25 protein-coding genes are annotated in these 25827 nt (G+C 72.9%); 12 read left to right on the forward strand and 13 right to left on the reverse strand.

Features of this window, described 5'->3' with window-relative positions; genetic code table 11:
* Window positions 1–101: 101 nt before the first annotated feature.
* Entirely contained in the window at window positions 102–1472 is a 1371-nt protein-coding gene (locus tag AB0K12_RS37910) for a glutamine synthetase family protein (RefSeq protein WP_364572163.1), read from the reverse strand.
* Between the two features lie 101 nt (window positions 1473–1573).
* On the opposite strand from AB0K12_RS37910, the gene AB0K12_RS37915 reads away from it, so the two are divergent.
* Window positions 1574–3277, forward strand: coding sequence for a GAF domain-containing protein (locus AB0K12_RS37915; RefSeq protein WP_364572165.1), 1704 nt, complete (start codon window positions 1574–1576; stop codon window positions 3275–3277).
* Here AB0K12_RS37915 and AB0K12_RS37920 read toward each other — a convergent pair whose 3' ends face one another.
* Entirely contained in the window at window positions 3278–3712 is a 435-nt protein-coding gene (locus AB0K12_RS37920) for a pyridoxamine 5'-phosphate oxidase family protein (RefSeq protein ID WP_364572167.1), read from the reverse strand. It abuts the gene before it with no gap.
* 179 nt (window positions 3713–3891) lie between these two features.
* Window positions 3892–4932 (reverse strand): PP2C family protein-serine/threonine phosphatase, encoded by a 1041-nt coding sequence (locus AB0K12_RS37925; RefSeq protein WP_364572169.1) that lies wholly within the window; start codon window positions 4930–4932, stop codon window positions 3892–3894.
* Between the two features lie 294 nt (window positions 4933–5226).
* Here AB0K12_RS37925 and AB0K12_RS37930 point away from each other — a divergent pair, with 294 nt between their 5' ends.
* The 6 genes from AB0K12_RS37930 (at window position 5227) to AB0K12_RS37955 (ending at window position 9947) form a co-directional block, all read left to right on the forward strand.
* Window positions 5227–6228: a hypothetical protein gene (locus AB0K12_RS37930; RefSeq protein ID WP_364572171.1), complete on the forward strand. Its 1002-nt coding sequence runs from the start codon at window positions 5227–5229 to the stop codon at window positions 6226–6228.
* Window positions 6225–7526, forward strand: coding sequence for a hypothetical protein (locus AB0K12_RS37935; protein ID WP_364572173.1), 1302 nt, complete (start codon window positions 6225–6227; stop codon window positions 7524–7526). The genes AB0K12_RS37930 and AB0K12_RS37935 overlap by 4 nt, the downstream gene beginning before the upstream one ends.
* Entirely contained in the window at window positions 7523–7909 is a 387-nt protein-coding gene (locus AB0K12_RS37940) for a hypothetical protein (RefSeq protein ID WP_364572175.1), read from the forward strand. The genes AB0K12_RS37935 and AB0K12_RS37940 overlap by 4 nt, the downstream gene beginning before the upstream one ends.
* Window positions 7910–8015: 106 nt before the next feature.
* The gene (locus AB0K12_RS37945; RefSeq protein ID WP_364572177.1) at window positions 8016–8957 is read left to right on the forward strand and encodes a sulfite exporter TauE/SafE family protein; all 942 of its coding nucleotides are present in this window, start codon (window positions 8016–8018) and stop codon (window positions 8955–8957) included.
* Window positions 8958–8975: 18 nt separating this feature from the next.
* On the forward strand, window positions 8976–9383 hold the full coding sequence (locus AB0K12_RS37950; RefSeq protein WP_364572179.1) for an Rrf2 family transcriptional regulator: 408 nt from the start codon (window positions 8976–8978) through the stop codon (window positions 9381–9383).
* A gap of 21 nt (window positions 9384–9404) precedes the next feature.
* Window positions 9405–9947 (forward strand): hypothetical protein, encoded by a 543-nt coding sequence (locus AB0K12_RS37955; protein WP_364572181.1) that lies wholly within the window; start codon window positions 9405–9407, stop codon window positions 9945–9947.
* Here the strand turns inward: AB0K12_RS37955 and AB0K12_RS37960 are convergent.
* From AB0K12_RS37960 to AB0K12_RS37970, 3 genes are all read right to left on the reverse strand, one after another.
* Window positions 9931–10992, reverse strand: coding sequence for an endo-1,4-beta-xylanase (locus AB0K12_RS37960; protein WP_364572183.1), 1062 nt, complete (start codon window positions 10990–10992; stop codon window positions 9931–9933). The two genes, AB0K12_RS37955 and AB0K12_RS37960, sit on opposite strands and share 17 nt — an antisense overlap.
* 126 nt (window positions 10993–11118) lie before the next feature.
* A complete protein-coding gene (locus tag AB0K12_RS37965; RefSeq protein WP_364572185.1) occupies window positions 11119–12225 on the reverse strand; it encodes a DUF418 domain-containing protein in 1107 nt (368 codons plus the stop codon).
* 89 nt (window positions 12226–12314) lie between these two features.
* Window positions 12315–13289 (reverse strand): aldo/keto reductase, encoded by a 975-nt coding sequence (locus AB0K12_RS37970; RefSeq protein WP_364572187.1) that lies wholly within the window; start codon window positions 13287–13289, stop codon window positions 12315–12317.
* 164 nt (window positions 13290–13453) lie between these two features.
* Between AB0K12_RS37970 and AB0K12_RS37975 the strand changes: the two genes are divergently transcribed.
* The 5 genes from AB0K12_RS37975 (at window position 13454) to AB0K12_RS37995 (ending at window position 20572) form a co-directional block, all read left to right on the forward strand.
* Window positions 13454–15061 (forward strand): S8/S53 family peptidase, encoded by a 1608-nt coding sequence (locus tag AB0K12_RS37975; protein WP_364572189.1) that lies wholly within the window; start codon window positions 13454–13456, stop codon window positions 15059–15061.
* Window positions 15061–15666 carry a sigma-70 family RNA polymerase sigma factor gene (locus AB0K12_RS37980; RefSeq protein WP_364572191.1) on the forward strand — a complete coding sequence of 202 codons (606 nt, stop codon included), beginning with the start codon at window positions 15061–15063 and terminating at the stop codon, window positions 15664–15666. The genes AB0K12_RS37975 and AB0K12_RS37980 overlap by 1 nt, the downstream gene beginning before the upstream one ends.
* Window positions 15666–16163 (forward strand): hypothetical protein, encoded by a 498-nt coding sequence (locus AB0K12_RS37985; protein WP_364572193.1) that lies wholly within the window; start codon window positions 15666–15668, stop codon window positions 16161–16163. The genes AB0K12_RS37980 and AB0K12_RS37985 overlap by 1 nt, the downstream gene beginning before the upstream one ends.
* Window positions 16164–16209: 46 nt before the next feature.
* A complete protein-coding gene (locus tag AB0K12_RS37990) occupies window positions 16210–18792 on the forward strand; it encodes a CHAT domain-containing protein (protein WP_364572194.1) in 2583 nt (860 codons plus the stop codon).
* A gap of 91 nt (window positions 18793–18883) precedes the next feature.
* Window positions 18884–20572, forward strand: coding sequence for a RyR domain-containing protein (locus tag AB0K12_RS37995; RefSeq protein WP_364572196.1), 1689 nt, complete (start codon window positions 18884–18886; stop codon window positions 20570–20572).
* A 67-nt stretch (window positions 20573–20639) separates the two neighbouring features.
* Here AB0K12_RS37995 and AB0K12_RS38000 read toward each other — a convergent pair whose 3' ends face one another.
* From AB0K12_RS38000 to AB0K12_RS38030, 7 genes are all read right to left on the reverse strand, one after another.
* On the reverse strand, window positions 20640–21041 hold the full coding sequence (locus AB0K12_RS38000) for a hypothetical protein (protein ID WP_364572198.1): 402 nt from the start codon (window positions 21039–21041) through the stop codon (window positions 20640–20642).
* A 38-nt stretch (window positions 21042–21079) separates the two neighbouring features.
* Window positions 21080–21442: an STAS domain-containing protein gene (locus tag AB0K12_RS38005; RefSeq protein WP_364572200.1), complete on the reverse strand. Its 363-nt coding sequence runs from the start codon at window positions 21440–21442 to the stop codon at window positions 21080–21082.
* A gap of 138 nt (window positions 21443–21580) precedes the next feature.
* On the reverse strand, window positions 21581–22438 hold the full coding sequence (locus AB0K12_RS38010; RefSeq protein ID WP_364572202.1) for a class I SAM-dependent methyltransferase: 858 nt from the start codon (window positions 22436–22438) through the stop codon (window positions 21581–21583).
* Between the two features lie 41 nt (window positions 22439–22479).
* On the reverse strand, window positions 22480–23076 hold the full coding sequence (locus AB0K12_RS38015) for a TetR family transcriptional regulator (RefSeq protein WP_364572204.1): 597 nt from the start codon (window positions 23074–23076) through the stop codon (window positions 22480–22482).
* 59 nt (window positions 23077–23135) lie between these two features.
* Complete coding sequence (locus tag AB0K12_RS38020) at window positions 23136–23579, reverse strand: CBS domain-containing protein (protein WP_364572206.1); 444 nt, start codon at window positions 23577–23579, stop codon at window positions 23136–23138.
* An 80-nt stretch (window positions 23580–23659) separates the two neighbouring features.
* The gene (locus AB0K12_RS38025; protein WP_364572208.1) at window positions 23660–24322 is read right to left on the reverse strand and encodes a TrkA family potassium uptake protein; all 663 of its coding nucleotides are present in this window, start codon (window positions 24320–24322) and stop codon (window positions 23660–23662) included.
* Window positions 24315–25667 carry a potassium transporter TrkG gene (locus AB0K12_RS38030; RefSeq protein ID WP_364572210.1) on the reverse strand — a complete coding sequence of 451 codons (1353 nt, stop codon included), beginning with the start codon at window positions 25665–25667 and terminating at the stop codon, window positions 24315–24317. The genes AB0K12_RS38025 and AB0K12_RS38030 overlap by 8 nt, the downstream gene beginning before the upstream one ends.
* Window positions 25668–25827 lie beyond the last annotated feature (160 nt).

Here is a 25827-nt window from a genome sequence, read left to right on the forward strand (position 1 = left end):
TGTCCGACTTGCGTCATCGATCATAATTCAGTGAAGACGGCCGGCTCCGGCTTGCGAGCATTCGAAGTCTTCCCACATGTTTCCTGCCCAGGTCGCCCGGGTCAGTAGAGCCAGCGGTAGCGCCGGATCACCTCGTCAGGGTCGAGATCCGCGGCCCGCGCCGCGTCCGACAGGCGCACCACCCGGAAGGCGTCCGTCAGCTCCTCGCCCAGCGCCGCGCGGATGCGCCCGTTGCCCAGCAGGGCGCCCAGCTGCTGCTCCACCGTGGAGGGCAGGCGGCGGATGCCGTGCTCGGCGCGGCGGGCCTCGCTCCACCCGCCCGGGTTGTCCTGCACGGGGGCGGGCGGCGTCAGCGCGTCCTCGATGCCGCCGAGGCCGGCGGCGATCACCGCGGCCAGCGCCAGGTAGGGGTTGGCGGCGGCGTCGGACGGCTTGAGCTCGACGTTCGCGTGACCGGGGCCCAGCAGCGGGGTCGTGGGGACCAGGCGGAGCGCCGCCTCGCGGTTCTCGACGCCCCAGAACGCGTACGCGCCGCACCAATAGCCGGGACGCAGCCGCTGCAGCGACGACAGGCTGGGCGCGGTGACCGCCACCACGGCGTGCAGGTCGCGCAGCAGGCCCGCGAGGTACGCCGCCCCCTCGGCGGTCGTCCCGGCCGGGCCGTCGCCGCCCGACAGCAGGTTGACCCCGGCCCGCGAGACCGAGGTGTGCAGGTGCCAGCCGTTGCCGACCTGCCCTGGCGTGACCAGGGGAGCGAAGCTCGCCCGCAGCCCGTGCGCCCTGGCCGCCGCGTGGATGGTCTGGCGGGCCAGCAGCTGGCGGTCGGCCGCCGTCACCGGGTCGGCGGGCGCCAGGGACAGCTCGAACTGACCAGGCCCGTATTCGCCGTGGAACTGGCCGATGGGCACGCCGTTGTGGTGCAGGTCGCGCAGCAGCTGCTCGGCGAAGCCGTCGACGGCCAGCAGCTTGGCCGGGCCGTAGGAGGGGCCGTCGTAGACCGGGCGGCCCTCGGCGTCGTCGGCCCTGCTGAGGTGGAACTCGATCTCGTAGCCGGCCAGGAACTCAAGGCCCAGCGCCGCCGCCCGCTCGACCTGCCGCTCCAGCACGCCACGCTGGTCGTACGGCCACGGCGACCCGTCGGCCGCCACCTGCCGGCCCGGCACCCAGGCGAACCCCGGCTGCCCCGCCAGCCGGACCATCCGGCCGGCCACCGGCACCAGCCGGATGTCGCCGGAAGGAGTGCCCAAGGGCGCGTGGCCGAAGCAGATGCCGTCGTGGGAGTCGAACACCGCGAACAGCGGCGTCACCCCCACCCCGCGCTCGGCCACGGCGTCGAACGCGGCGGCGGGGACCGTGCGGGAGCGCGGGATGCCGTTGTTGTCGGCCCACACGATCGTGACCCCGGCGACGCCGAGCGGGCCGAGGCCGCCCGCTTCGTCCTGTGCCGCACCGGCGATGGCTTGGTCGAGCATCGGACGCCCCCTCGTGACCCTGAGTGATTGCCCGCTCACTCTACTGTCTGCGGGGGTCACCTGGTCGCCCCCCCGGGGGCCCCTGGTGCGACACTGGCCGTATGTCGGAGAGCGAGCATCGTCCGCTGCTGCCGCACATGCGGCTCGACGAGCTGCTGGCGGAGCTGCAGACCAGGCTGAACGCCGTGCTGGCCACCCGCGACCGGGTGCACGCGCTGCTCGACGCCGTGGTGTCCGTGGGCAGCGACCTCGACCTCGAGACCGTGCTGCGCCGCATCGTCGAGACCGCCACGAAGCTGGTCGACGCCGGTTACGGCGCGCTCGGCGTGGTGGGCGAGGGCCACACGCTCATCCAGTTCATCCCGGTCGGGCTGAGCGAGGAGGAGATCGCCCGCATCGAGCACTGGCCGCACGGCCTCGGCCTGCTCGGCCTGCTCATCAAGGACGCCAGGCCGCTGCGGCTGGCCCGCATCTCCGACCACCCCGAGTCCTACGGCTTCCCGCCCGGCCATCCGCCCATGGGCAGCTTCCTCGGCGTCCCGGTGCGGGTGCGCGACGAGGTGTTCGGCAACCTCTACCTGACCGAGAAGCGCGGTGGCGGCGAGTTCGACGAGGACGACGAGGCCGTGGTGATCGCGCTGGCCAGCGCCGCCGGCGTGGCCGTCGAGAACGCCCGCCTGTACGAGGAGTCGCGCCGCCGCGAGACCTGGCTGCAGGCGTCCGCCGAGGTGACCACGAGCCTGCTGTCCGGCGCCGACACCCGGGTGGTGCTGACCACCATGGCCGCCCGCGCCCTCGAGATGTGCGACGCCGACGTGGTGCTGGTCGTGCTGCCCGATTCGGCGGGCACCACGCTGACCGTCGAGGTGGCCGAGGGCGACAGGGCCGAGGAACTGCTGGGCAACACGTACGCGATGTCCGGCACGGCGGCCGGCGAGGTGTTCACCCGGGGCGAGCCGCGCGCCGAGCGCGACCTGCGCGAGGCACCCGACACGGCCGCCGCCGCCCGGCGCGTCGGCCACGGGCCGGGGCTGTTCATCCCGCTCGGCACCGCTCCCCGCGTGCGCGGCGTGCTGACGCTGGCCAAGCGGAGCGGGCGGCTGCCGTTCAGCGACGCCGACCAGCGCATGCTGGAGTCGTTCGCCGGGCAGGCCGCCATCGCGCTGGAGCTCGCCGAGGTGCGCCGCGACGCCGAGCGCCTCGGGCTGCTCGAAGACCGCGACCGCATCGCGAAGGACCTGCACGACGTGGTCATCCAGCGGTTGTTCGCGACCGCGATGACGCTGATGAGCACCGTACGCCTGGTCGACAGGCCCGAGGCGGCCAAGCGGCTGCAGCACGCCATCGACGAGCTGGACGAGACCATCAGGCAGATCCGCTCGTCCATCTTCGCCCTCCAGGGGCCGCGCGAGGACGTCGCGCCGGGCCTGCGTGCCCGCATCGTCGGCCTGGTCGAGGGCGCGGGCGCCCACCTGGGCTTCACGCCCGGCCTGCGCATGGAGGGCCGGCTCGACACGCTCGTGCCGAGGCCCGTCGCCGAGCACCTGCTCGCCGTGCTGCGCGAGGCCCTGTCCAACGTCGTACGCCACTCCCACGCCAAGCGGGCGGAGGTGCGGGCCGAGGTCGCGGACGGGCGGCTCACCCTCGTCGTCGCCGACGACGGCGTCGGCCTGGGCGACAGCGGGCGCCGCAGCGGCCTGCGCAACATCGAGGAACGCGCGGCGCGGCTGGGCGGGGCGGCCGAGCTGGAGACGCCGGCCGCGGGCGGCACCCGGCTGATCTGGCGCGTCCCCCTCGACGACTGATCAGGCAGGGCCGCACACCGCCTGCGCCGGCACCAGCACGAACCCGGTGACGATCTCCGGCTGGATGCGGATCACCTGGTCGATCTCGCCCGCCACCCACGGGCGTACCAGGCCCTTGAGCATGGCCGCCTCCCCTGGGTCGGTCACCGTCGTCGCCACCCCCGTCACGATGACGCTCCAGCCGAGCCGCTCGTAACTGTCCAGCTCGTCGGCCTCGTACGCCACCACCGCCTCCGTCACCTGGTCGCCGATGACCATGCCGGGACTCGACCTGATGACGATGCCACCGTCCAGCACCGCGTGGTTCACCGGCCTGACCGCCGGCAGGGCGTGGCGGGTGAAGACGATGCGGCCGTACGGCACCCCCGCCAGCAGCCGCATCGCCTCCGACGCGGGCAGCTCGCGCAGGCGCCGCCCGTCTTCCTGGTACGTCATCCCGCCAGCCTGCCTTTTCCGCCGCGCACACAGGTAGGGACGAAAGTCCCTTTCCGCTGCGGGAGGAGGTCATCTCACCGCGCCGTAAGCTCGGATGACCGGCCGCTCGGCAGGAAATGCGGGGCAATCGGGTGCCCGCGTCGCGGACGCGAGCAGCGGCGTCCGCTCCGCTCTTGAGGTCAGTGGCCGGGGCGGTGGAGGAGGAGCATGGCGGCGTCGTCCAGGAGGGGGCCGCCCGTGTGCGCCACCAGGTCGGCGCGCAGCGCGTCCAGCGCCACCTGAGGGTCCTCGCGCCGCAGCAGCCCCGCACGCTCCTCCAGCGGGTAGAACTCGCCCGCCGCGTTCCTGGCCTCGATGACGCCGTCGGTGAAGAACAGGATGCGGTCGCCCCGGTGGAACGGCACCCGGTGCGCCTTGGTCTGCGAGGCGTCGAAGGCGCCGAGCCCGAGCGGCAGCCCCTGCTCGGGCGGCTCGGCGGTGGCGATGCCGCCGTCGGCGTGGATGAGCAGCGGCGGCGGATGCCCGAAGTTCACCAGCGACACCTCGGTGTCGTGGATCTCCGCGATGATCGCCGTGACGAACTGCTCGCTGTCGAGATGCCGGGCCAGGCTCGCCTCCAGGCGCTCGCCGATGTCGGCGAGGTCGGTCTCGTCGTAGGCCGCCTCGCGGAAGGCGCCGAGCACCCACGCCGCCGTCTCGACCGCCGCCAGGCCCTTGCCCTGGACGTCGCCGATCAGCAGCCGGACGCCTTGCGGGGTGGTGACCACCTCGTACAGGTCGCCGCCGATGCGCGCCTCGGCCGCCGCCGACGTGTACGACAGCCCCACCCGCAGATCCCCGGCCCGCCGCGGCACCGGCCGCAGCAGCACCCGCTGCGCCGCCTCCGCCACCTGCCGGACGCTGGCCAGCTCGCGCTCGCGCTGCAACCGCAGGCCGGCGGCCAGCATGCTCGCACCCGTCACGCCGGCGATGCCGATGAGGGTGAGGTTGTTCTCCCAGGTGAACAGCATGTCGTTGTAGATCGCCATGGGTACGCAGATGCCCAGCGCGACCGCGCCCACGAAGGCGGTGCGGCGCACGCCGCCGGACACCGAGGCGAACGCCGGCCCGAGTGTGAGCAGCGGCAGGAAGACCAGGGCACGGCCGGCCAGCATGTCCATCACCGCGACGCCCGCCATGACGACGAAGGGCAGCCAGCGCAGGACCCGCAGAGAGCTCATCCCACCCCCGACATCGACCATCGATCGCTGCTGACGTACCAGCATCGCGCAGGGCGCGGGCGGTTCTCAAGCGGGGCTCACCGGAGAACCACCACAGACGGCCATTTATCCCAGCAATTCATTCTGTTACGTGTTCATCACAGCACCCTGCGTGGGATTCGCGGCCGAATATCGGGGCGCGCCATTTCGGGAAAGGAGGCTAGATTCTTGAGGGGAGAAAGGAGTCGCAAGGTGGCCATGGCCGACGCCGGCATTCGGCGATTACTGGTGGATTCAGGTGAGCCGCGGTCGTGGGTGTCCCCGCGGACCGATCTGATCACGGCCCTGTTCGGCGTCTGGTTCGGCGTCGGGCTGATGATCGACGCGTGGGCCCACACCAACCTGTCCGAGCTGGAGACGTTCTTCACGCCGTGGCACGCGGTGTTCTACACCGGATTCGCGGTGGTGGCGGGCTGGATCATCTGGCAGGTGTGGCGCAACGTGCGCGCCGGGCGTCAGGGGCTGGCCGCCGTGCCGGCCGGATATCTCGCCGGACTGCTCGCGATACCCGCGTTCGCCGCGTTCGGATTCGCCGACATGATGTGGCACACCATTCTCGGCATCGAGACGAACATCGATATTCTCTTCAGCCCATCACATCTCGGGCTGATCGTGACGATGTTACTCATCATCACCACGCCGCTGCGTTCCGCCTGGAACGCCCCCGACATCGGCGAGAGCCCCACGCTCGGCCGCCTGCTGCCCGCGCTGATCGGGCTCGCGTTCGCCGCCACGCTGGTCTCGCTCTTCCTGTCGTACGCCGACGCCATGCAATACCGCCCCACGTCCATCGTGGAGGCGTTCTCCGCCGTCGAGAACTCCGGCGCCGGCGGCCTGGCCGCCGCCATCGTCGTCAGCAACGTCATCCTGCTGGCCCCCGTGCTGCTGCTCGCCCGGCGCTGGCGGCTGCCGTTCGGCGCCATCACGATCATGTACGCCATCGTCGTCCTCATGCCCGGCGCCCAGACCGAGTTCGAGAACGTGCCCGTCCTGCTCTCCATCGTGGCCGGCGGCCTCGTCGGCGACGTGCTGATGAGCCGGCTGCGCCCGTCGGCCGAGCGGCGCGGCGCCTACTGGGCCTTCGCCGGGCTGTCGGCGTGCGCCACCTGGTCGCTCTACATCGCCTTCGCCTCGGTCGCCGCCGGCCGCCTGCCGTTCGTGGCCGAGCTGTGGACCGGCGCGCCGATCGTCGCCGGGCTCGTCGGGCTGGCGCTCGGCGCGATGTTCCTGCCCGACGCCCGCCCAGCGCGGGCATGATCCGAGCGCTGTGCCTGGCCGCCCTCCTGGTGCTGGCGATGGCCGCGCCCGCCGCCGCACACAACGTCACGGCGGGCGCGGACCTGCGGTTCGCGCAGACCATCGCGGGGGCCGAGGTCACGGTGATGATCAAGGGGACGTCCCGGGTGCCGGGGCCGCTGCGGATCGGGGTCATCGCGTACGAGCCGGTCGCCGGGCCGTCCATCGCCCTTGAGGTCCGCTCGGTCGAGGACGGCCGTACGGTCACCGGCACCGCCCGCGCCGCCGCCGACCCGGCGTACACCGCGCTGCGGGTCGAGCGCACCGGGCCGCACGAGCTGAAGCTGAGCGCGGGGGACGAGGTCGCCGTGCTGCCGTTCCGCGTGCTCGTCGACCGCGGCTCGCCGGGCGACTTCCTCATCTACGGCGGGCTGTTCGTGGCCGCGCTGCTGCTGGTGGGCGGCCTGCTCACCGGGGCGCTGACCCGGCCCGGCCCGGCGATGGGGCTGGCCGCCGTCTCCGCCGCCGGGGTGACGGTGGCGGCCATGGTGATCGTGTTCGAGCCGCAGCTGCCGCCCGCCCCGCCGGACGGGGCGGCGCCCGCCGTCACGCCCGCCGTCACGCCCGCCGGCGGGCGGCCGTACGCGCAGGCCAGGGTCGCCACGGAGCCGGCGCGGCCCGGGGCGGGAGAGGAGTTCACGCTCCGCATCGACCTCGTGGACGGCTCCACCGGGCGTCCCGTGGACGACCTCGTCGTCCATCACGAGGCGCTCGCCCACGTGATCGTCACCTCCGAGGACGGGCGCTTCTTCCGTCACGTCCACCCCTTGCGCACCGCTCCCGGCCGCCTGGAGGTCCGCCTGCGGGCCGGCCGTCCCGGCCGTTACTTCGCCCACGCCGAGCTGGAACGCGAGGACTCCGGCGGCCAGCTCGCCACCACGTCCTTCGAGATCGGCACAGGAGAGATCGGCACAGGGGGAGAGGTGGCCACCACGAGCCCGGACACGGAGGCGGCCCCGGTGCTGCGCCCGGCGGTCCCCGTCGCGGGACGCCCGACCACGATCGAGCTGGCCGCCCCCGCCGGCGTACGGCCGTGGCTCGGCATGGCGGGACACCTGATCGTCCGCAACCAGGACGGCTCCTTCCTCGGCCACATCCACGAGATGGGCGCCCCAGGCCCCCGTCTGCGCTTCACCTTCAGCTTCCCGGAGGCCGGCCGCTACCTCGCCTGGGCCCAGTACGCCGTCTCCGACCGCATCGTCACCGCCCCCTTCACCGTCGACGTGACGGACGTTGATGCGAAGGAGGGCGGCCGATGAGGCGCATGCTCATCGCCGCCGCGCTGGTGGCCGTCGCGGCGGCGCTCTTCGTCGTGGGCAGGAGCGCGTCGGCCCAGCCGGTCCGCGTGACCACGACCGGCGCCCATTACGCCGCCACCGTCGTCATCGGCGACCCGTCCCCGGGCCGCGGCACGGTGGAGGTCGTGGTGGAGCGCGGAGACGCCGACGCGGTGCACGTTTCGGCGGTCATGACCGACATGGGACACGCCACGCCCGAGCTGACCGCCACCGAGAGGAGCCCCGGCCACTTCACCGCCGAGGGCGACTTGTTCACGATGACCGGCGGCTGGGAGCTGACCGTCCGCCTGGACGGTCCATCCGGCACGGAAGACCTCACGGTCAGAACCCTGATCACCGACTGACCCTGGTTCGCCCCTGGGCTTTGTCTGGATGGGGGTTGACAGATGGGCGCCCGGTCTAAAGTATTATTCCTACTTCTATAGTAGGAATGGTAGGGAGAGGGAGATCGTGCGAGCGCTCATCCTGCTCGGGCTGGTCGGCCTCGCGGCCCAGCTCGTCGATGGCAGCCTCGGCATGGCGTACGGCGTCACGTCGACCACGCTGCTGCTGGCCATCGGCACCAACGCGGCGGCCGCGTCCGCCACCGTCCACCTTGCCGAGATCGGCACCACACTGGCCTCGGGCATCTCCCACTGGCGCTTCGGGAACGTCGACTGGAAGGTCGTCGCCAAGATCGGCATCCCCGGCGCCGTCGGCGCGTTCGCCGGCGCGACGTTCCTGTCGAGCCTGTCCACCGAGATCGCCGCCCCGGTGATGTCCATCATCCTGCTGTCGCTCGGCGTCTACATCCTCATCCGCTTCACCGCGTTCGGCCTGCCGCGCGGGAACCTGGGCAAGCCGCTGCGCAGGCGGTTCCTGGCGCCGCTCGGGCTGGTGGCCGGGTTCGTCGACGCCACCGGCGGCGGTGGCTGGGGCCCCGTGGGCACGCCCGCCATCCTGGCCAGCGGCCGCCTGGCCCCCCGCAAGGTGATCGGCTCCATCGACGCCAGCGAGTTCCTCGTCGCCATCGCCGCCAGCGTCGGCTTCTTCGTCGGCATCGGCTCCGAGAACATCGACTTCGCCTGGGTGGCCGTCCTGCTGCTCGGCGGTGTCATCGCCGCGCCCATCGCGGCCTGGCTGGTCCGCCACATCCCGCCGCGCATCCTCGGCTCGGCCGTCGGCGGCGTCATCATCCTGACGAACGTCCGCACGCTGCTGCGCAGCGACTGGATCGACGCCTCCAGCGGGGTCCAGACGGTCGCCTACATCGTCATCGCGCTGCTGTGGGCGGGCGCGATCGCGTACTCGGTGCGCGAATACCGCCGCGACAAGGCCAACGAGTCCGTCGAGGCGGTGGAGAGCGGGCTGCGGGAGCGCGGCGCGGAAGAGGAGGAGACGGCCTCGGCCTGAGGGCCGCCCAGACCCCAGATGAGAATCTCCGCCCGAACGCAGTACGCCCTCGGCGCCATGCTCGCCCTGGCCACGGCCGACCGTCCGGTGCACGCCGAACGCATCGCCGCCACCCAGGAGATCCCGCGCCGGTTCTGCGACAACATCCTGCTCCAGCTCCGCCGGGCCGGGCTGCTCCGCAGCCGGCGCGGCCCGGACGGGGGCTACTGGCTGGCCCGGCCGCCGGGGGAGATCGCCCTCGCCGACGTCATCCGCGTCACCGAGGGCGCCGAGCCGGATGCCAGGCCCTTCCCCCGCGCCGCGGCCCCGCTGGCCGCCATCTGGGACCGCCTGCGCAGCCACGAGAACGCGCTGCTCAGCGAGATCACCCTGGCCGACGTGGCCGCCGCGGGCGAGGACCACGACACGCCCGCCGAACCTGTCTGAGCCCCGTGGCAGGGTGGGGGTGTGCGTTTCGGAGTGCGGGAGTTCGAGCTGGCCCTGATGCATCGCATGCGCGACCTCAACCCGGGACGGGTCGAGGAGGCGCTGCGGGACATGGGCGCCTCGCGGGCCGAGGTACGCGCGGCGCACGCGCACTGGACCCGGCTGGCCCACGCGCCCAGGGCGCCCAAGGGGGCCGCGGCGCTGCGGATGGCGCTGGGGCCTGCGCCCCACCGGGGGAGCAGGCCCGCCGGCAGCCTCACCTGCGACGTCCTGCGCTGGCCGCTCCCGTCGTGGCCGGGGCTGATGTACGAGGCGCTGCTCGGGCCCGGCGGCGAGCTGTGGAACCAGTGGTTCGTCCGCCCCTCGGGCCCCGCCCCGTCCCGCCTGGAGCCCTGGACGTGCGTGGTGGCCGACCTCGCCGCTCTTCCCGGGGCCGTACAGCTGGAGGGCCCGGCGCCGCACCACTGGACGGTCGACTTCCCGTCCGGCGGGCGGACACACCGGGCCCGTTTCGTCTACGGCCTCCTGCAGCGCCTCGACGAAGGCGTCACTTCCGGCCCTTGACCGACAGCAAAGCCCCATACGCCGGCTTCGGCGCGTAGTTCTCGTCCAGCAGGGTCGCGGCCCCCTCGCCGTCGAACCAGCCCGGCACCCACGAGTGCAGGTCGGTGAAGCCCCAGACGGTCAGTTCGCGGCAGGCGCGGACGCTGAGGCAGTCGGTGAGCGCGCGCCGGTAGTAGTCGGCCTGGGTGGCGAGCTTCTCCGGGGTGACCGGCAGCACCATGCGGACGTCCAGCTCGGTGACCGCGACCTCCAGCCCGAGGTCGGCGAAGCGTTGCATGACGTTCGCCCAGTCGCCGGGGTAGTCGTACTGGATGCCGAGGTGGCCCTGGAAGCCGATGCCGTGGATCGGCACCCGCTTGGCCTTGAGGTCCTTGACGATGTTCAGGGTGGTCTCGATCTTGGGGGCGTTCCACTCGAGGTTGTAGTCGTTGATGAACAGCTTGGCGTGCGGGTCGGCCTTGTGGGCCCAGCGGAAGGCGTCGGCGATGTAGCCGGGGCCGAGGTGGGTCAGCCAGATGCTCTGCCGCATCGAGCCGTCCTCCTCCACGACCTCGTTGACCACGTCCCAGGCGCGGATCTTGCCCTTGTAGCGGCGTACCTGGGTGGTGATGTGGTCGCGCAGGATCTCGCGCAGCTCGGTCGCGTCGATGGAGCCGTCCTCGACGCCGCTGGTCAGCCAGGCGGGCAGCTGGTTGTGCCAGAGCAGCGTGTGGCCGCGGATCTGCTGGTGGTTGCGGCGCGCGTTCTCGACGAGCGCGTCGGCGTCGTCCCAGGTGTAGACGCCCCGCTCGGGCTCGACGGACTCCCACTTCATCGCGTTCTCGGCGGTGACGTGGTTGAACTCGCGGTTCAGGGTCGTGCGGTACATGGGCTCGTCGCGCAGCGAGGCGATGTCGACCGCTGAGCCGATCTTGATGTGCAGTTGCTGGGCGAGCTGGCGCAGGTCCTTGGCAGGACGCGGATGGTGCCCGGGGCCGGGGTGCGCGCTCGCGGGACTCACGGGTACGGCGAGCACGAGCGCCAAGGCGAGGATCAAGGGTTTCACCGAACGAACCTCCGAATGCCGGAGCAGGGGTGCCAGGGCGATTTCCGAAAGTTTCGGAACTGTGTCGATAATTTCACCGACTGCCGGAACGTTAAGCGCTGCGGAAGACCCCGTCAACACCCGGTTTCAGGCCCGTACCTGCTCCCGCCCCCGCCACGGCGCCTGGTACGCCCACTGCCAGGCCAGCTCCAGCGGCCCCCGGTCGAACCTGCGCAGCCACCACGACGCCAGCACCATGAAGGACAGGCAGATCACTGCCCACGCACCCGGCACCCACCAGGGCCGCAGCCCGTCCAACCGTCCGGCGAGCCCCAGGCCCCACTCGTAGCAGAGCACGCTCGCGGCCAGGTTCTGGAACACGTAACAGGACAGCGCCGTGCGCCCCACCCCGGTCAGGCCCCGCCGTACGACGCCCGGCGCCCCCTTCATGCCCAGCACGACGTGCGTGACCAGCGCCAGCAGGCCCAGGGCGACCAGCGGCGCGGCGACGTACCGATCCACCATGAACCAGCTCGGGCCCGCGAAGGACGTGACCAGGTTCAGCGGCACGCCGAGGCCGAGCCCCACGGCCATCAGCCGCACCCGCAGCGCAGCCCCGCGCTCCTCGAACGCGCCCGCGCGCATCAGCCGGGCCCCGAGCAGGAACAGCACGATCCCCAGCGGCACGATGATCACCAGCTCGGCGCGGAAGACCGCGACGTTGTCCAGCCGCATCCGCACCTGGCCGAGCCAGTCGCGCGGCGGCACCCCGCCCGACACCGGCGGCGCCATGGCCAGCGCCGCGGTGACCAGCGCGACGATGGCCAGGTGCACGGCGCCCGCCGCGACCATCCACGCGGTCACCGCCCGCTCGCTCCGCCCGATCAGGTACGCCACCACCATCGAGGTCAGCGCGTACCCCATGAGCACGTCGAACTCGAAGACCAGCACATAGTGCAGGACGCCCTCGCAGAACAGCAGCGCCGCCCGCCACAGGTAGCGCCCGGGCCAGGGCGTCCCTCTGCGGGCGGCGCTGCGGTACTGCAGCTCCAGACCCACCCCGAACAGCAGCGTGAGCAGCCCGAGGAACTTGCCGTTCGCCAGGAAGCGCAGGAAGGTCTCCACCGCGCCGGTCCCGGGCCGCAGGAACCCCAGCGGACCCTCCGGCGCGGTGAAGAGCCAGATGTTCGTGCCGAGCGTGCCCATGATGGCCACCCCGCGCAGCACGTCGAGTGCGTCGATGCGTCGCGTCACACACTCCACTGTGCTGGCCGCGCGCGGCCAGGCCGTCGTCCCGAGGGGCGAAATACCGGGTACATCGATCGATGTACCCGGTCGTCCGCTCAGGAGGAGACGCCGGCCTCCTTGGCGGCCTGGTCGATGGCGGCCAGCTCGTCGGCGGTGAAGTCGAGCCGGTCCACCGCCGCCACGTTCGCCTCGAGCTGCTCGGGGCTGGAGGCGCCGACGAGCACCGAGGTGATCCGCGGGTCGCGCAGCGCCCAGGCCAGCGCGAGCTGCGCCACCGTCTGCCCGCGCGAGTCGGCCAGCTTGGACAGCGCCCGTACGAACGTCAGCACCTCGGGCGTCACCCGGTCCGCCGTCAGGAACCGGCCCTCGGCCGCCCGCGAGTCGGCCGGGATGCCGTCGAGGTAGCGGTCGGTGAGCAGGCCCTGGGCCAGCGGCGAGTACACCACGCAGCCCACGCCCTCCTCCTCCAGCACGCCGAGCAGCGCGTCCTCGATGCCTCTGTTGAGCAGCGAGTACGACGGCTGGTGCACCAGCAGCGGGGTGCCGAGCCCGCGCAGCAGCCCGGCCGCCTCGGCGGTGCGCTCCGGCGAGAAGTTGGACACGCCGACATAGAGCACGCGGCCGGTGCGGACCATGTGGTCCAGCGTGGCCACCTGCTCCTCCAGCGGCGTCTCCTCGTCGTCGCGGTGCAGGTAGAAGATGTCCACGTAGTCGAGGCCGAGCCGGGCCAGCGAGCGGTCCAGCGTGGCCAGCAGGTGCTTGCGAGAGTTGCCCTTCCCGTACGGGCCGTCCCACATGGGGTTGCTGCCCTTGGTGGTGACCACGACCTCGTCGCGCAGCGACCGGGGGAAGATCCGGCCGAACGCGGACTCGGCGGCGCCGATGGGCGGGCCGTAGCGGTCGGCGATGTCGAAGTGGGTGATGCCGAGGTCGAGCGCCTTGTGCAGGATGGCGCGCTGGCTGTCGAGTGGCTTGCCCTCGCCGAAGTTGTGCCACAGGCCCAGCGAGACGGCGGGGAGGAGCAGGCCGCTGCGGCCGCACCTTCTGTACGGCTGGCGTTCGTAGTCCAAGGGTGACCTTCCGCAATAAAGGGGGTGAAACGTTTTACGCGTCCAAGTTAAGCACCTCCGCTCCCGCCGCCGCGCGGTGGATCGTGATGCTTCCGTTACCGGCGGCGGGGTATCGCCGGGCGCGATCCGCTCTCGTACGCCACAGAGGCGAGAACGGAGGCGCCATGACCATCGACCACATCCCGGAACCGGCCAGGCACGGCCAGGGTGAGCCGTTCGGGCCGGCCTGGCAGGGCATCACGCTGCCCCGCGAGCTGCTGGACCGGCACGGAGCCAAGGTCCTCGACCCCTGGGCCGTCGGCCTCGACCCGGGCGAGGCCCGCCCCGACTCCACGGTCTACCGCGCGGACGTGCTGCTCGTCCCCGGGCAGCTCCTCGCCGTCCGCGAGGCGACCGACCGGATCGACGAGGCCCTGTCCACCGTGGGGCTGAAGCTGTCGCGGGAGAGCGTCGACCGCGCCCGCGACAGGGACTTCGGCGACCGGACCGTCTGGCTGCCCGCCGTCCTGGAGATCGCCGACGGCGCCCACGACGTCAAGGCCGACGCCTGGCCCGCGCTACGCGCCGTGCGCAGGGCCCTGAGCGACCCGTCGTACGCCGAGCCGGCCGCCGCCGCCCTCCGTTCGCAGATGGACCAGATCTCCCTCGACCACCTGTTCGTCGGCTCGGCCACCAGCGGGATCGGCTCGCTCGACCTCGGTGGCGAGCCCGCCACCAGCGGCCACGCCGTCACCGAGCAGCCCGGCACGGGAGGCGCCCCCGGATACGGGCGCATCCCGCTGACCGTGGTCGCCGGGCCGCCCCGCCGCCGCACCCTCGAAGAGCTGGGCGGCCCCAGGATCACCGTCGTCATCCTCGACACCGGCGTCGCCACGCACCCCTGGTTCAGGCCCGTCACCGACCCCGACGCGTTCCTCACCGTCGATCCCGACGGGCAGCAGCAGATCGAGGACACCCACCCCGCCTACGCCGGCCGCGACATCGCCAGGCTGGAGGGCTACGAGGACCTCGGCCAGGTGCCCAACCCGCTCATCGGCACCCTCAACTCGCACACCGGGCACGGCCTCATGCTCGCCGGGATCATCGCGCAGACCGCGCCCGACGCCCGCGTCCTCAGCTACAAGGTCATGCACAGCGACGGCGTCGTCCCCGGCGAGGCCCTGCACGCCGCGCTCGACCGCCTCCTCGACCTCATGGACGGCGGGCAGCCCGTGGACGTGCTCTGCTGCTCCTTCGGCGGCTTCTCCGAGTCCGGCGACGCCGCCATGCAATCGCTGTTCACCAAGGTCAACCAGCTGCGGGCGCGCGGCGTCACCGTCGTCAACGCGGCCGGCAACTACGCCACCACCCGGCCCTTCTACCTCGCCGCGCTCTCCGAGACCGACGTGCCAGGGCCGCCGCTCGCGCCCATGCTCGGCGTGGCCGCCAAGAACCCCGACGGCACCGTCGCCATCTTCAGCAACGACCACCCCGCCGTACGCTGGCGGGCGCCCGGCGCGATGGTCGTCAGCACCTTCCCGCCCGCCCACAGGGGCGCCCACAACGCGCCGCTCAGCGTCGGCGAGCGGGCCGCGCTCGACTGCGACGCCGTGGGGCCGTTCTGCGGCTGGAGCGGCACGTCGTTCGCCGCGCCCATCGTGGCCGGCGTCATCGCCGCCGAGCTGACCAAGACCATCGGGCAGGTCGGCGTCGACCCCGTCGAGCGGGCGCGCACGGTCATCGAGACGATGATCAACGACAAGACGGCGCGGCCGGAGATCACCCCGATCTGATGGCCGGAGACCGCGCACTCGACCGCCCGCCGGGCACCCGCTCCCAGCGGCGCGAACGGCTGGCCACGCTGCTGCTCGAAGCCCGTACGGGCAACAGGGGCGCGCTCGACGCCATCGTCGCCGAGCTGACCCCCGTGCTCTGGCACACCGCCAGGAACCAGGGCCTCAGCCCGCAGGCCGCCGAGGACGTCATCCAGACGACCTGGCTCACCCTGCTGCGCCACCTCGACGCCATCTCCGTGCCAGGCGCGCTCATCGAATGGCTGGTCACCACCACCCGGCGCGAGGCGTGGCGGGTCAGCGCCGCCGCGCGCAAGGACGACCTGCCCGGCGACGACGCCTTCGAGGACCTGCCCGACAGCGTGCTCACCCCCGACGAGCTGCTCGTGGACGACGAACGGCGGCGCGCGCTCTGGCACGCCGTCGAGAGCCTGCCCAAGAGGTGCGCCGAGCTGCTCAGGATCATCGCCTTCGTGCCCCGCCCCCACTACGACGCGGTGGCCGCCGCGCTCGACATGCCGATGGGCAGCATCGGGCCCACGCGCGGCCGGTGCTTCGCGAAGCTGCGCCTCCTGCTCGCGAAGGATCCGGATTGGAGTCCTTGATGAACACCGCAGAGGGGAGCGGCGCTCCCCACCTGACCCCCGAGGACGAGCTGCTCGCCGAGCAGATCGCCGACGTCTACCGCATCGTCGATCCCGTGCCCGCCACCCTGGTCGAACGCCTGCAGTTCGCGCTCGCCCTGGAGTCGCCCGACTTCGCCGTGCTGCGGCCGCACGAGGAGTCCGCACTGCCCGCCGGCGTGCGGGGCGGCGAGGACAGCCGGACGATCACGTTCGACAGCGAGATCCTCACCATCATGATCAGCGTGAGCGCGCGCGACGAGCACGCCGTCCGCGTGGACGGGTGGCTCGCGCCGCCCGGCGAGCACCTGGTGGAGCTGCGCACCGGCTGCGGCGCCCACGTGGTCAGGGCCGATGACCAGGGCAGGTTCGTGCTCGACGTGGTGCCCCGCGGTCTGTCGCAACTCGTGGTACGCCAGGGGCTTGATGACCCGGCGCGGGCGACGATACTGGCGGTGACGCCCTCACTCATCCTCTGACCCCACCCTCTGACCCAACCCCCTCTGACCCCACCGCGAGGCGGCCTTGCGCGACAGCGGTTTCGCGGCGATCCGCGAGCAGGTCGAGCACCTGCACAAGCTCAGCGTCGAGGCGACCGACAACGGCCGCCCCGCCCAGGCCGCCCGCCGCCTGCGCCGCGCGCTCGCCCTGCTCGGGCACTCGGACGCCGACCCCGCTGACCCCGCCGACCCCGCCGACCCCGCTGAGCCCGCAGACCCCGCAGAGCCCGCCGAGCCCGCCGAGCCCGACGGGCTGCCGGCCAGGCTGCTCACCAGCCTCGCGCACGCCGAGGCCGAGCAGGGGCACACCGGGCTCGGCATGGAGCTGCTCGACGCCGCGCAGCGCCGGGCGCCGCCGCACGAGCTGGCCATCGTGCACGCCCAGCGCGGCCTGCTGCACCTGCGCCTCGGCGCCGGCGCCGAGGCGCTCGCCGAGCTGGACGTCGCCGCGCCCCTGCTCGCCGCGGCGGGCGAGCGGGTCGAGCTGTCCAGGGTGCTGCTCAACCGGTCCGTCATCCACCTCATGGCCGGCCGGGTACGTCAGGCCAGGGACGACGCCCGCAGGAGCGCCCAGCTCGCGCACGCGGCCGGGCACCGGGTGCTCGCCGCCAAGGCCCTGCACAACGACGGTTACTGCGACCTGCTGCTCGGCGACGTACCTGCCGCGCTGCGCGTCTTCGCCCGCGTCGAGAGCCTCTACCAGGACGTCAACCCCGGCTTCCTGCCCGTGCTCGCCGTCGACAGGGCCCGCGCGCTGCTCGCCGTGGGCCTGACCGACGAGGCCGGACGCACCCTCGACGGCGCCATCGACGGCTTCCGCCGGCAGCGGCTCATGCAGGACTACGCCGAGGCCCAGCTGGCCCGCGCCCAGTGCGCCCTCGACGCGGGCCGCCACGCCGAGGCCAGGGACCGGGCCCGGCGGGCGGAGACCTACTTCCGCCGCCGCGGCAGCACCGCCTGGGCGCTGCGCGCGGTCCTCATGCGCCTGCGCGCCGACCTCGCCCGTGGGGTGGCCTCTGGCGCGGTGGCGCGGCGGGCGGGGAATCTGGGGGAGCGGTTCGCCGCGCTCGGCATGCGGGACGACGCCGAGATGGCCAGGCTGGTCGCGGTTCGCGCTCTCATCGCCGCCGGGCGTCCCCCCACCGCCTTTCCCGAGGGCGGGCGGAACGTGTCGCTGGAGGTGCGGCTGATGCGGCACCTCGCCGGCGCCGAGCTGGCCGGCGCGTCCGGGCAGCGGGGCCTGGCGCTGCGCCGCGCACGGGAGGGGCTGGCGCTCATCCACTCCCACCGGGGCCGCCTGGGCAGCCTCGACCTGCTCACCGGCGTCGCCGCCCTGGGCGCCGACCTCGCCGGCCACGGCCTGCGCGCGGCCCTCGACGGGGGACCGCCGCGGCAGGTGTTCGCCTGGTCGGAGCGGTGCAGGGCGCAGGCGTTCCGGTTCCGCCCGCCGCAGCCGCCCGAGGACGGCAGGACCGCCGAGGCGCTGGCCGAGCTGCGCCGGCTCGCCCAGCAGATGCACGCCGGCGAGGCCGCGGGCCGCCGCGACCCCGCGCTGCGCCGCCGCTGCCTGGAGCTGGAGCAGGTGATCAGAGAGCGCGGCTGGCAGCTGCCCGGCGTGGGCGAACGGCTGGCACCCGCGTCGGCCTCCGCGGTGGAGTCGGCGCTGGCCGAGGACGACCTGGCGCTGGTCAGCCTGCTCAACGTGGACGGCGGGCTGCTGGCCCTGGTCCTCGTACGCGGCCGGTGCCACCTGCACCGGCTGACCGCGTACGAACCGGTGGCCGAGGCCGCGCGGCGGCTGGCCGGTGACCTGAACGCCCAGGCGGGACGCAACCTGCGGCCCGCGCTGAAGGCCGTGATCGAGGCGTCCGTGCAGCGGCAGCTCGCCGTCATCGGTGACGCGCTCGCGGCGCCGCTGCGCCAGGCCCTGGACGGCGCCCGCGGGATCGTGCTGATCCCCACCATGGGGCTGTCCGCGGTGCCCTGGGGGCTGCTGCCCCACCTGCGCGGCAGGCCGCTGGCGGTGGCGCCGTCCGCGCTGGTGTGGCTGGCGGCCAGGGGCTCCGCCGCGCCCGACGACGGCCCGCCCGTGCTGGTCGCCGGGCCCGGCCTCAAGCACGCGGAGCGCGAGGTCGAGCGGCTGGGCGACGTCCATCCCCAGGCACGCCGCCTGACGGGGGAGCGGACCACGGTGGCGGCCACGCTGGAGGCGCTCGACGGCGCGTCCCTCGCCCACCTCGCCGCCCATGGCCACCACGAGCGCGAGAACGTGTTCTTCTCCCGGCTCGTGCTCGCCGACGGGCCGCTCATGGCGTACGACCTGCAGCGGCTCGCCCGGGCGCCCGGCCACGTCGTGCTGTCGGCCTGCGACGTCGGCCAGGCCGTGGTCAGGGCGGGCGACGAGCTGCTCGGGTTCACCGCCGCCCTGCTCTACCTCGGCACCGCCACCGTCGTCTCCAGCCTCACCCGCGTGCCCGACCAGGTGGCGGAACGCGTCATGACGGCCTACCACCAGGCCGTCGCGGAAGGGGCGCGCCCCGCCGACGCCCTCGCCACCGCCTCACTCGGCGAACCCGCGGCCACCTTCGTCTGCTTCGGCGCCGGGTGATCGTCTCCGCGAAGGCGGTAACACCGGGGACACCCGTTGCTATGAAGGAGCGGACGGTCCTTGTCGTCTCAGGCTGCGAAAGCGGGGCGGGATGCGAGAGACGGGCTCCATCAGGTCATCGGTGATGGCCGGGTTCGGGTTCCTGGCGCTGGTGTCGCTGGTGCTGGGGTTCATAGGCCTGCGTACGCACCTCGCCGCCGCGACCCCCGCACCCACCCTCCTCGACCTCGTCTACTACGACCTCCAGCTGTTCGTCATCGACCCCCAGCCGCTCGGCACGCCGGGCCCGCTGCCGTGGCCGCTGGAGGTCGCCAGGTTCACCGCGCCCGCGGTCACGATCTACGCGCTGGCCGAGACCGTACGCCTGCTGCTCGGCGCCGAATACCGCAGGCTGCGGGCCCGCGAGGCGTCCGGGCACGCGGTCGTCTGCGGCACCGGCCCGCTGGGACAGGCGCTGACGCAGCGGCTGCGCGAGACCGGCCGCACGGTCGTCGTCATCGGCGGCCCGGCCGGCGACCCGCAGCGGGCGCGCGGGGTGTTCCACGTCGCGGGCGACGCCAGGAATCCGCAGGTGCTGCGCGCGGCCGGCGCCCAGCGGGCCCGCGTCGTCTACGCCTGCGAGGACGACGCCACCGCCAACGTCGCCATCGCCGCCGCCGCGCACGGCCTCGGCAGCGGCTCACCCGTGTCGGCCTACGCGTACGTCCCCGACCCCGGCCTGTGCTCCGCGCTGCGCGCCCGCCGCCTCGGCTCGAAGGGGCCGCACGAGCGGCGGCTCGACTTCTTCAACCTGGAGGAGCTGGCCGCCCGCGTGCTGCTGCTGCGTGACCCCGTCACCCACGAGGGCCCCGTCCTGCTGCTCGGGCTCAGACACTTCGGCGCGGCCCTGCTGGTCGAGCTGGCCCGCCAGTGCCGGCTGCGCGCAGGGGCCCGTGTCCCGGTCCGCGTGATCGCCCCCGGCGCGACGGCCCAGGTGGAGGCGGTGTGCAGGACGTACCCGTTCGTCGCCGACCACTGCGCGGTGACCGCGCACGACGCGGGCGCCGACGGGCTGCGCCCGCTCCTGGAGGACATGAAGGAACGTCCCCGGCGCGTCTACGTCTGCTACGGCGACGAGCGCGACGCCCTGACCGCCACCCTCACCGTCGCCCCGCTGTGGACCGGCGCACCCATGATCGTCCGGGTGGGCCAGCGTAGGGTGTTCGCGGACGCGTTCGGAAGCGCGGGGCTGCTCGACGACGTCGCCGGCACACTGCGGTTCTTCGCCGTCACAGAAGAGGCGGGACGACCCGAATTGATCGACGAGGACGTGATCGAGCGCCTGGCGCGGGCGATCCACGAGCGATACCTGATGGGGTGCGCCGAGCGCGGCGAGACCTCTGAGCAGAACGCGTCCATGGTGCCGTACGAGGCGCTGACCGAGGCCAAGAAGGGCCAGAACCGCGACCAGGCCGCCCACATCGGCATCAAGCTCCGCACGATCGGCGCGGTGCCGGCGCCGAGCACCGACGCGCCGGCCACGTTCGCGTTCGAGCACGACGAGGTCGAGCTGCTGGCCGAGCTGGAGCACCGCCGCTGGATGTCCTACCTCCTCGACCGCGGCTGGACCCACGGCCCCACGCGCGACGACGCCAGGAAGCAGCACCCGGACCTCCTCGACTGGGAATACCTGTCGGAGGAGGCGCGCGGCAAGGACCGCGCGGCCGTCACCGGCCTGCCCGCCCTCCTGGAGGACGCCGGATTCCGCATCGTCCGCGTCCCGCAGCATGGCGCTTCGTGAGCTCGGCCATGAGCCAGGCCGTGACAGGACGACGCTAGCAGCTGCGGTGGCGGCGGTCAGGGCGCTGTCAGCGCAGCTGGACGCCGATCAGGCAGGTGTCGTCGTCGGTGTCGGAGGTGGAGTGGGTAGCAGGTCGTCCAGGCGGTGATCCAGCGTGGCGGCGCCCGGGACGATGGGTCGTACAGCGCGCACACCGCAGCTGCAGGGCCAGCCTGTTGCGGGCGGCCGACTGCTGCTCGGTGTGGGCGAGCTGGTCGCGGGTGACGGACAGCGCGACCTCCGTCCAGTGCTGGGAGGAGATGTCCTGGTACGCGCCGCGTGCCGCCATCAGCCGGCCGTCCGGGCCGAAGACCGGCTCGGCCACCACCCGCATGTGCCTGGCCACGCCGTCGGGGCGCCGCAGCCGGAACGCGACGGCCGCCATCCTGCGGTGGTGCGGCACCGTGCGCAGGAACCGGCCCACCGCCACCGCGCACTATCTCAGCATGTAGCGGCGGGAGAAAACCGTCAGAGGTAATGGCCCGCCGAGGTGAGCGCGGCGACGGCCGTCTCCACCGTGTCGTGCACGGGGACGTACGCCGTCACGCCGGTGATCTCGAAAAGGCGGGCGGGCAGCGGCTGCACGCCCGCCAGATGCACGGTGCCGCCGTTCCTGAGACAGTCGGTGGCGCAGCGCAGCAGCACGTGCAGCCCCGAGCTGTCCATGAACGGGACACCCGACAGGTCGAACACCATGCCCCGTGCGAGATCGACGGGCAGGTCACGGACGTAGGCCTCGAGCTGGGCTCGGTTGGTGGCGTCCATCTCGCCATTGACGGCGATCACGATCACCCCGCGCGGGCGCTGGTGCGCCAGCTTCAATGGCGGCATCTACGGCTTCTCCGCTTTCGCCGGCGGAATACGACCATCCAACGAAGAATAATCCGCAAAAGTGTCGCAGGATATCCCTGGATTTCCGTCAAAAGCGGGATTTTCTGCCGGGTTGCGAGAGGGGCTCGGGCGAGAGGTTCAGGCGGTCGTGCGCGGTGCCGTAAGCAGGGTCGTGCGCAGGGTCGTGCGGAGGGTCGTGGTGACGGTGACCGTCGCGTACGGCATCACGAACCGGCCGCCCAGCGCGTCCACCGCCGCACCCATGCCCGCCAGCAGCTCCTCGCGCTGCGCTGCGGGCAGCCTGCTGTGGCCGCCGAAGGTGGGCAGCGCGTCCAGCCACTCCTCCCGCGTGTACGTCCGCTCCCAGTCGTCCCGCCACCGCTCGGGCTCGTGGAACGCGCCGCACGCCCCGATGCCCTCGCTCGCCTTCCCGGCCATCACCGCGTACGCCTCCAGCGCGGGCCCCGCCGCGCCCACGGCCGCCATCTGCGGCAGCACCCGCCGGTAGACCTCGGCGAAGGCGTCGGCCACGGCGGGCGGCGGCTGCATGACGTTCCAGAACAGCGCCAGCCGGCCGCCGGGCCGCAGCACCTCGGCCGCCTTGGCGGCGCCCGCCACCGGGTCCACCCAGTGCCAGGTCTGCCCGGCGACCACCGCGTCGAAGCGGCGCCCGCGGGCGTCCCAGGTCTCGAACGGCGCCACCTCGGCCTCCAGGCCGCGCTCCCGCGCGAGCCTGACCATGCGCTCGTCCACGTCCACGCCGAGCACGCGGCAGCCGGCCGCCTGGAGCTGCCGGGCGGCGATGCCGGTGCCGCAGCCGACGTCGAGGACGTCGGGGCCGGGTGCGGAGCCGGCTATGCGGGTGATCAGGGGCTCGGGGTAGCTCGGGCGGGCGCGGTCGTAGCGGCCGGCCTCGGTGCCGAAGGACTCGGCGACCTCGCGGATCTGATGGGTCTCCTGCCCGGAGGGGAGGCCGGGCTCTGGGATAGTGGGCATGCGCCCACAGTAGGTGGGCGACCGCCCACTCGGCAACGCGCTCAGGCCCGTTTCGCCACGGGCGGACGCAGCAGCGACAGCATCGTCGTCACCAGGACCTTCTCCACCTCGTCCGGCGCCAGCCGGGCCGCCTCGAGCTCCTGCGCGGCGCTGTGCAGGATCGCGAAGAACGCCGTCACCAGCCACTGCAACGGCAGGTCCGTACGGAAGTCACCGGCCTCCCGCCCCCGCGCGATCAGCCGCTCGACCCGGCGCAGCGGGCGCTCGTGCCGCTCCCTGATGCGCTCGGTGGGCAGCGCGCGGTCGGCGGCGAGGAACAGCCGGCGATGACGGTCGAGCACCTCCCACGACGAACGCAGCAGGCCCTCCATCGCCTCGGGCGGCGGCGCGGTGTCGATGCGGTCGTCCTCCAGCACGCCGTCCGCCATGCGCACCGCGTGGTCGAGCACCGCGTCCACCAGCGCCTCACGGGAGGGGAAGTGGCCGTAGAGCGTCACCCTGCCCACCCCGGCCTCCCGCGCGATATCGGCCACGCTGGCCCCCGGGTCGGCAGTGAGCAACCGCGTGCCGGCCTCCAGGATCGCGGCGATGCTGCGCTCGGCGTTCGCACGCCGGGCCGGAACGGGCTGTCGAGCCACGGCCTTCACCATGACCCCACCCTACGTCGCCCGGTCCGTTATCCCTGGTAAGCCCGGTTTCACAGCTGGAGCGCGTGGTCGAGCAGGCATTGCAGGGTGACGGCGCCGATCAGCCGCTTGTCGGCCACCACCGCCACGAGCGGGCTGTGCGTCCGCGCCATCAGCGACGCCAGCTCCAGCACGGTCGCCTTCGGACCGGCCACCGGCAGCTCGCGCGGCTCCTCCGGCAGGCACTGGCGCACGGTCCTGCCGTCGAGCCGATGCAGGAACCGGTCGGCGTGCGCCTCGTCCACCACCCTGGCCAGCGCCGGGTCGTCCTGGCAGTAGGCCGGCACCGCCAGCCGCAGCACCTGCGTGCCCGGCAGGATGCTGTGCGGAAGACCGTCGTCGCCGACGAGGATGAGCCCCGGCAGGTCGCGGTCGGCGAGCAGCCTGGCCGCCTCCAGAGCCGGGGTGTCGAGGGTGACCGTCGGGAACTCGACGGCGAGATCGCGTGCGCGCATGCGATGACCTCCCTTATCAGGGTGAATGCCCTCTGCGTGGGGCGGTCCAGCGTCCGGTCACGAGCTTGTCACCCCACCGGTCAGGGCAGCTCGGCGAAGCGCTCCACCTGCTCGGTGCGCCCGGAGACGAGCACGATGTCACCGTACGACAGCTCCGTCTCGGCCGTCGCGTACGTGAACTCCTCGCCAGGCGGCTTGACCGCGACGATCGTCACGCCGTACTTGCGGCGCAGGTTGGACTGGCCGAGCGGGATGCCGACGTAGTCCTTCGGCGGGCTGGTCTTGGCCAGCGCGAAGTTCTCGTCGACCTGCATGTAGTCGAGCATGCGGCCGCTCACCAGGTGCGCGACCCGCTCGCCCATGTCGTGCTCGGGGAAGACCACGTGATGGGCGCCGATGCGGCTCAGGATGCGGCCGTGCTGGGTGCTGATGGCCTTGGCCCAGATGTCGTTGATCTCCAGCTCGACCAGCAGCGACGTGGTGAGGATGCTGGCCTCGATGTCGCTGCCGACGGCCACCACCGCCTGGTAGAAGTCGGGCACGCCGAGCTGGCGCAGCGCCTCCATGTCGGTGGCGTCGGCGGTCGCGATCTGGGTGATGCGGCCCGCCAGGCTCTGCGTGATCTTGGGCCGGTTGTCGATGGCCAGGACCTCGGTGCCGCGCCGGGTGAGCTCCAGCGCCAGCGACGTGCCGAACCTGCCCAGGCCGATGACGACGACCGGGTCGCCCTTGTAGTCAGCCAACGATGACACGCTCCTCTGGTAGCTCGTAGTGCCGGGCGCGCCTGTTGAGGGCCAGCGCGGAGCCCAGGGTGAGCGGGCCGATGCGGCCCACGAACATGAGCATGACGAGCAGCAGGTGCCCGGCCGTGCCGACGTCGGCGGTGATGCCGGTGGACAGGCCCGCCGTGCTGAACGCCGAGACCACCTCCAGCATGACCTGGTCGAGGCTGTGCGGGGTGAGCGCGAGCAGCACGTACGTGGCCACACCCACCAGCCCTACCCCCAGCGCCGTCACCGTGACGGCCTGCCGCTGGTTGGTGTCGGGCAGCCGCCGGTGACCGACGTTGACCCGGCTCTCGCCGCGCAGCTCGGCCCACACCACGAACGCCAGCAGGCCCGCCGTGGTCACCTTGATGCCGCCCGCGGTGCCGCCGCTGCCCCCGCCGATGAACATGAGCAGGTCGGTGAGCAGCCAGCTCGACGGGTACATGGCCGAGACGTCGAGGGTGTTGAACCCGGCCGAGCGCGGCATGACGGCGGTGAAGAACGCGGCCAGCAGCTTGTCGGGCTCGTCGAGCGCGCCCAGCGTGCCGGGGTTGCGCCACTCGGTCATCAGGAAGACGAGGGTGCCGAGCACCAGCAGCGTCACGGTGACGCCGAGCGTGATCCTGGTCAGCACGCTCCACTTGTGCGGGTGACGCCAGGTGCGGGCCAGCTCGAACACGACGGGGAAGCCGAGCCCGCCGACGATGCAGGCGAACGCCACGGTCAGGCAGATCCACGGGTCGGTCACGAACCTCATCAGGCTGTCGGGCCACAGCGCGAACCCCGCGTTGTTGAACGAGGCCACCGCGTGGAAGCCGCCGAGGTAGAGCGCCCGGCCGAACGGCTCACCGTACGCGATCATGAACCGGCCGGTCAGCACCACGGCGGCGACGCTCTCGCACAGCAGCGTGAACAGCACCACCTTGCGGATCACCCGGCGGATGTCGCTGGCGCTGAGCGCCTTGGTCTCGGCCTGCGCCACGATCTTGGCCCGCAGACCTAAGCGGCCCGAGACGAGCAGCGTGAACACGGTGGCCATCGTCATGATGCCGAGCCCGCCCACCTGGACCAGCCCCGCGATCACCAGCTCCCCGAACACCGACCAGTGCGAGGCGGTGTCGACCACCGCGAGACCCGTCACGCACACCGCCGAGGTGGCCGTGAACAGCGCGTCGACCAGCCCGGCCGGCTCGCCTGACGTGGTGGCGGCGGGCAGCGCGAGCAGGGCCGTGCCCGCCGTGATGGCCAGGCCGAAGCCGAGCACCACGACCTGCGCGGGCTGGTGGAAACGGGACGTCAGCCAGGCGACAACACGGTTCATGCACGTGCCCCGATGTGACGAGCACGGCTACGGTCACGCATTCGTGAACGCCTCCCCCGACCGTCCGGCCGGCAGTCCCTGCCGACCAGACCTCCGGCGTACCGACGCACTACCGTAACACCGCCGCCGGGCGGCGGCGCACCGGCCGCCGGGTGGTCTC

Source organism: Nonomuraea sp. NPDC049419 (genome assembly GCF_040676995.1).
Lineage (GTDB): Bacteria > Actinomycetota > Actinomycetes > Streptosporangiales > Streptosporangiaceae > Nonomuraea > Nonomuraea salmonea.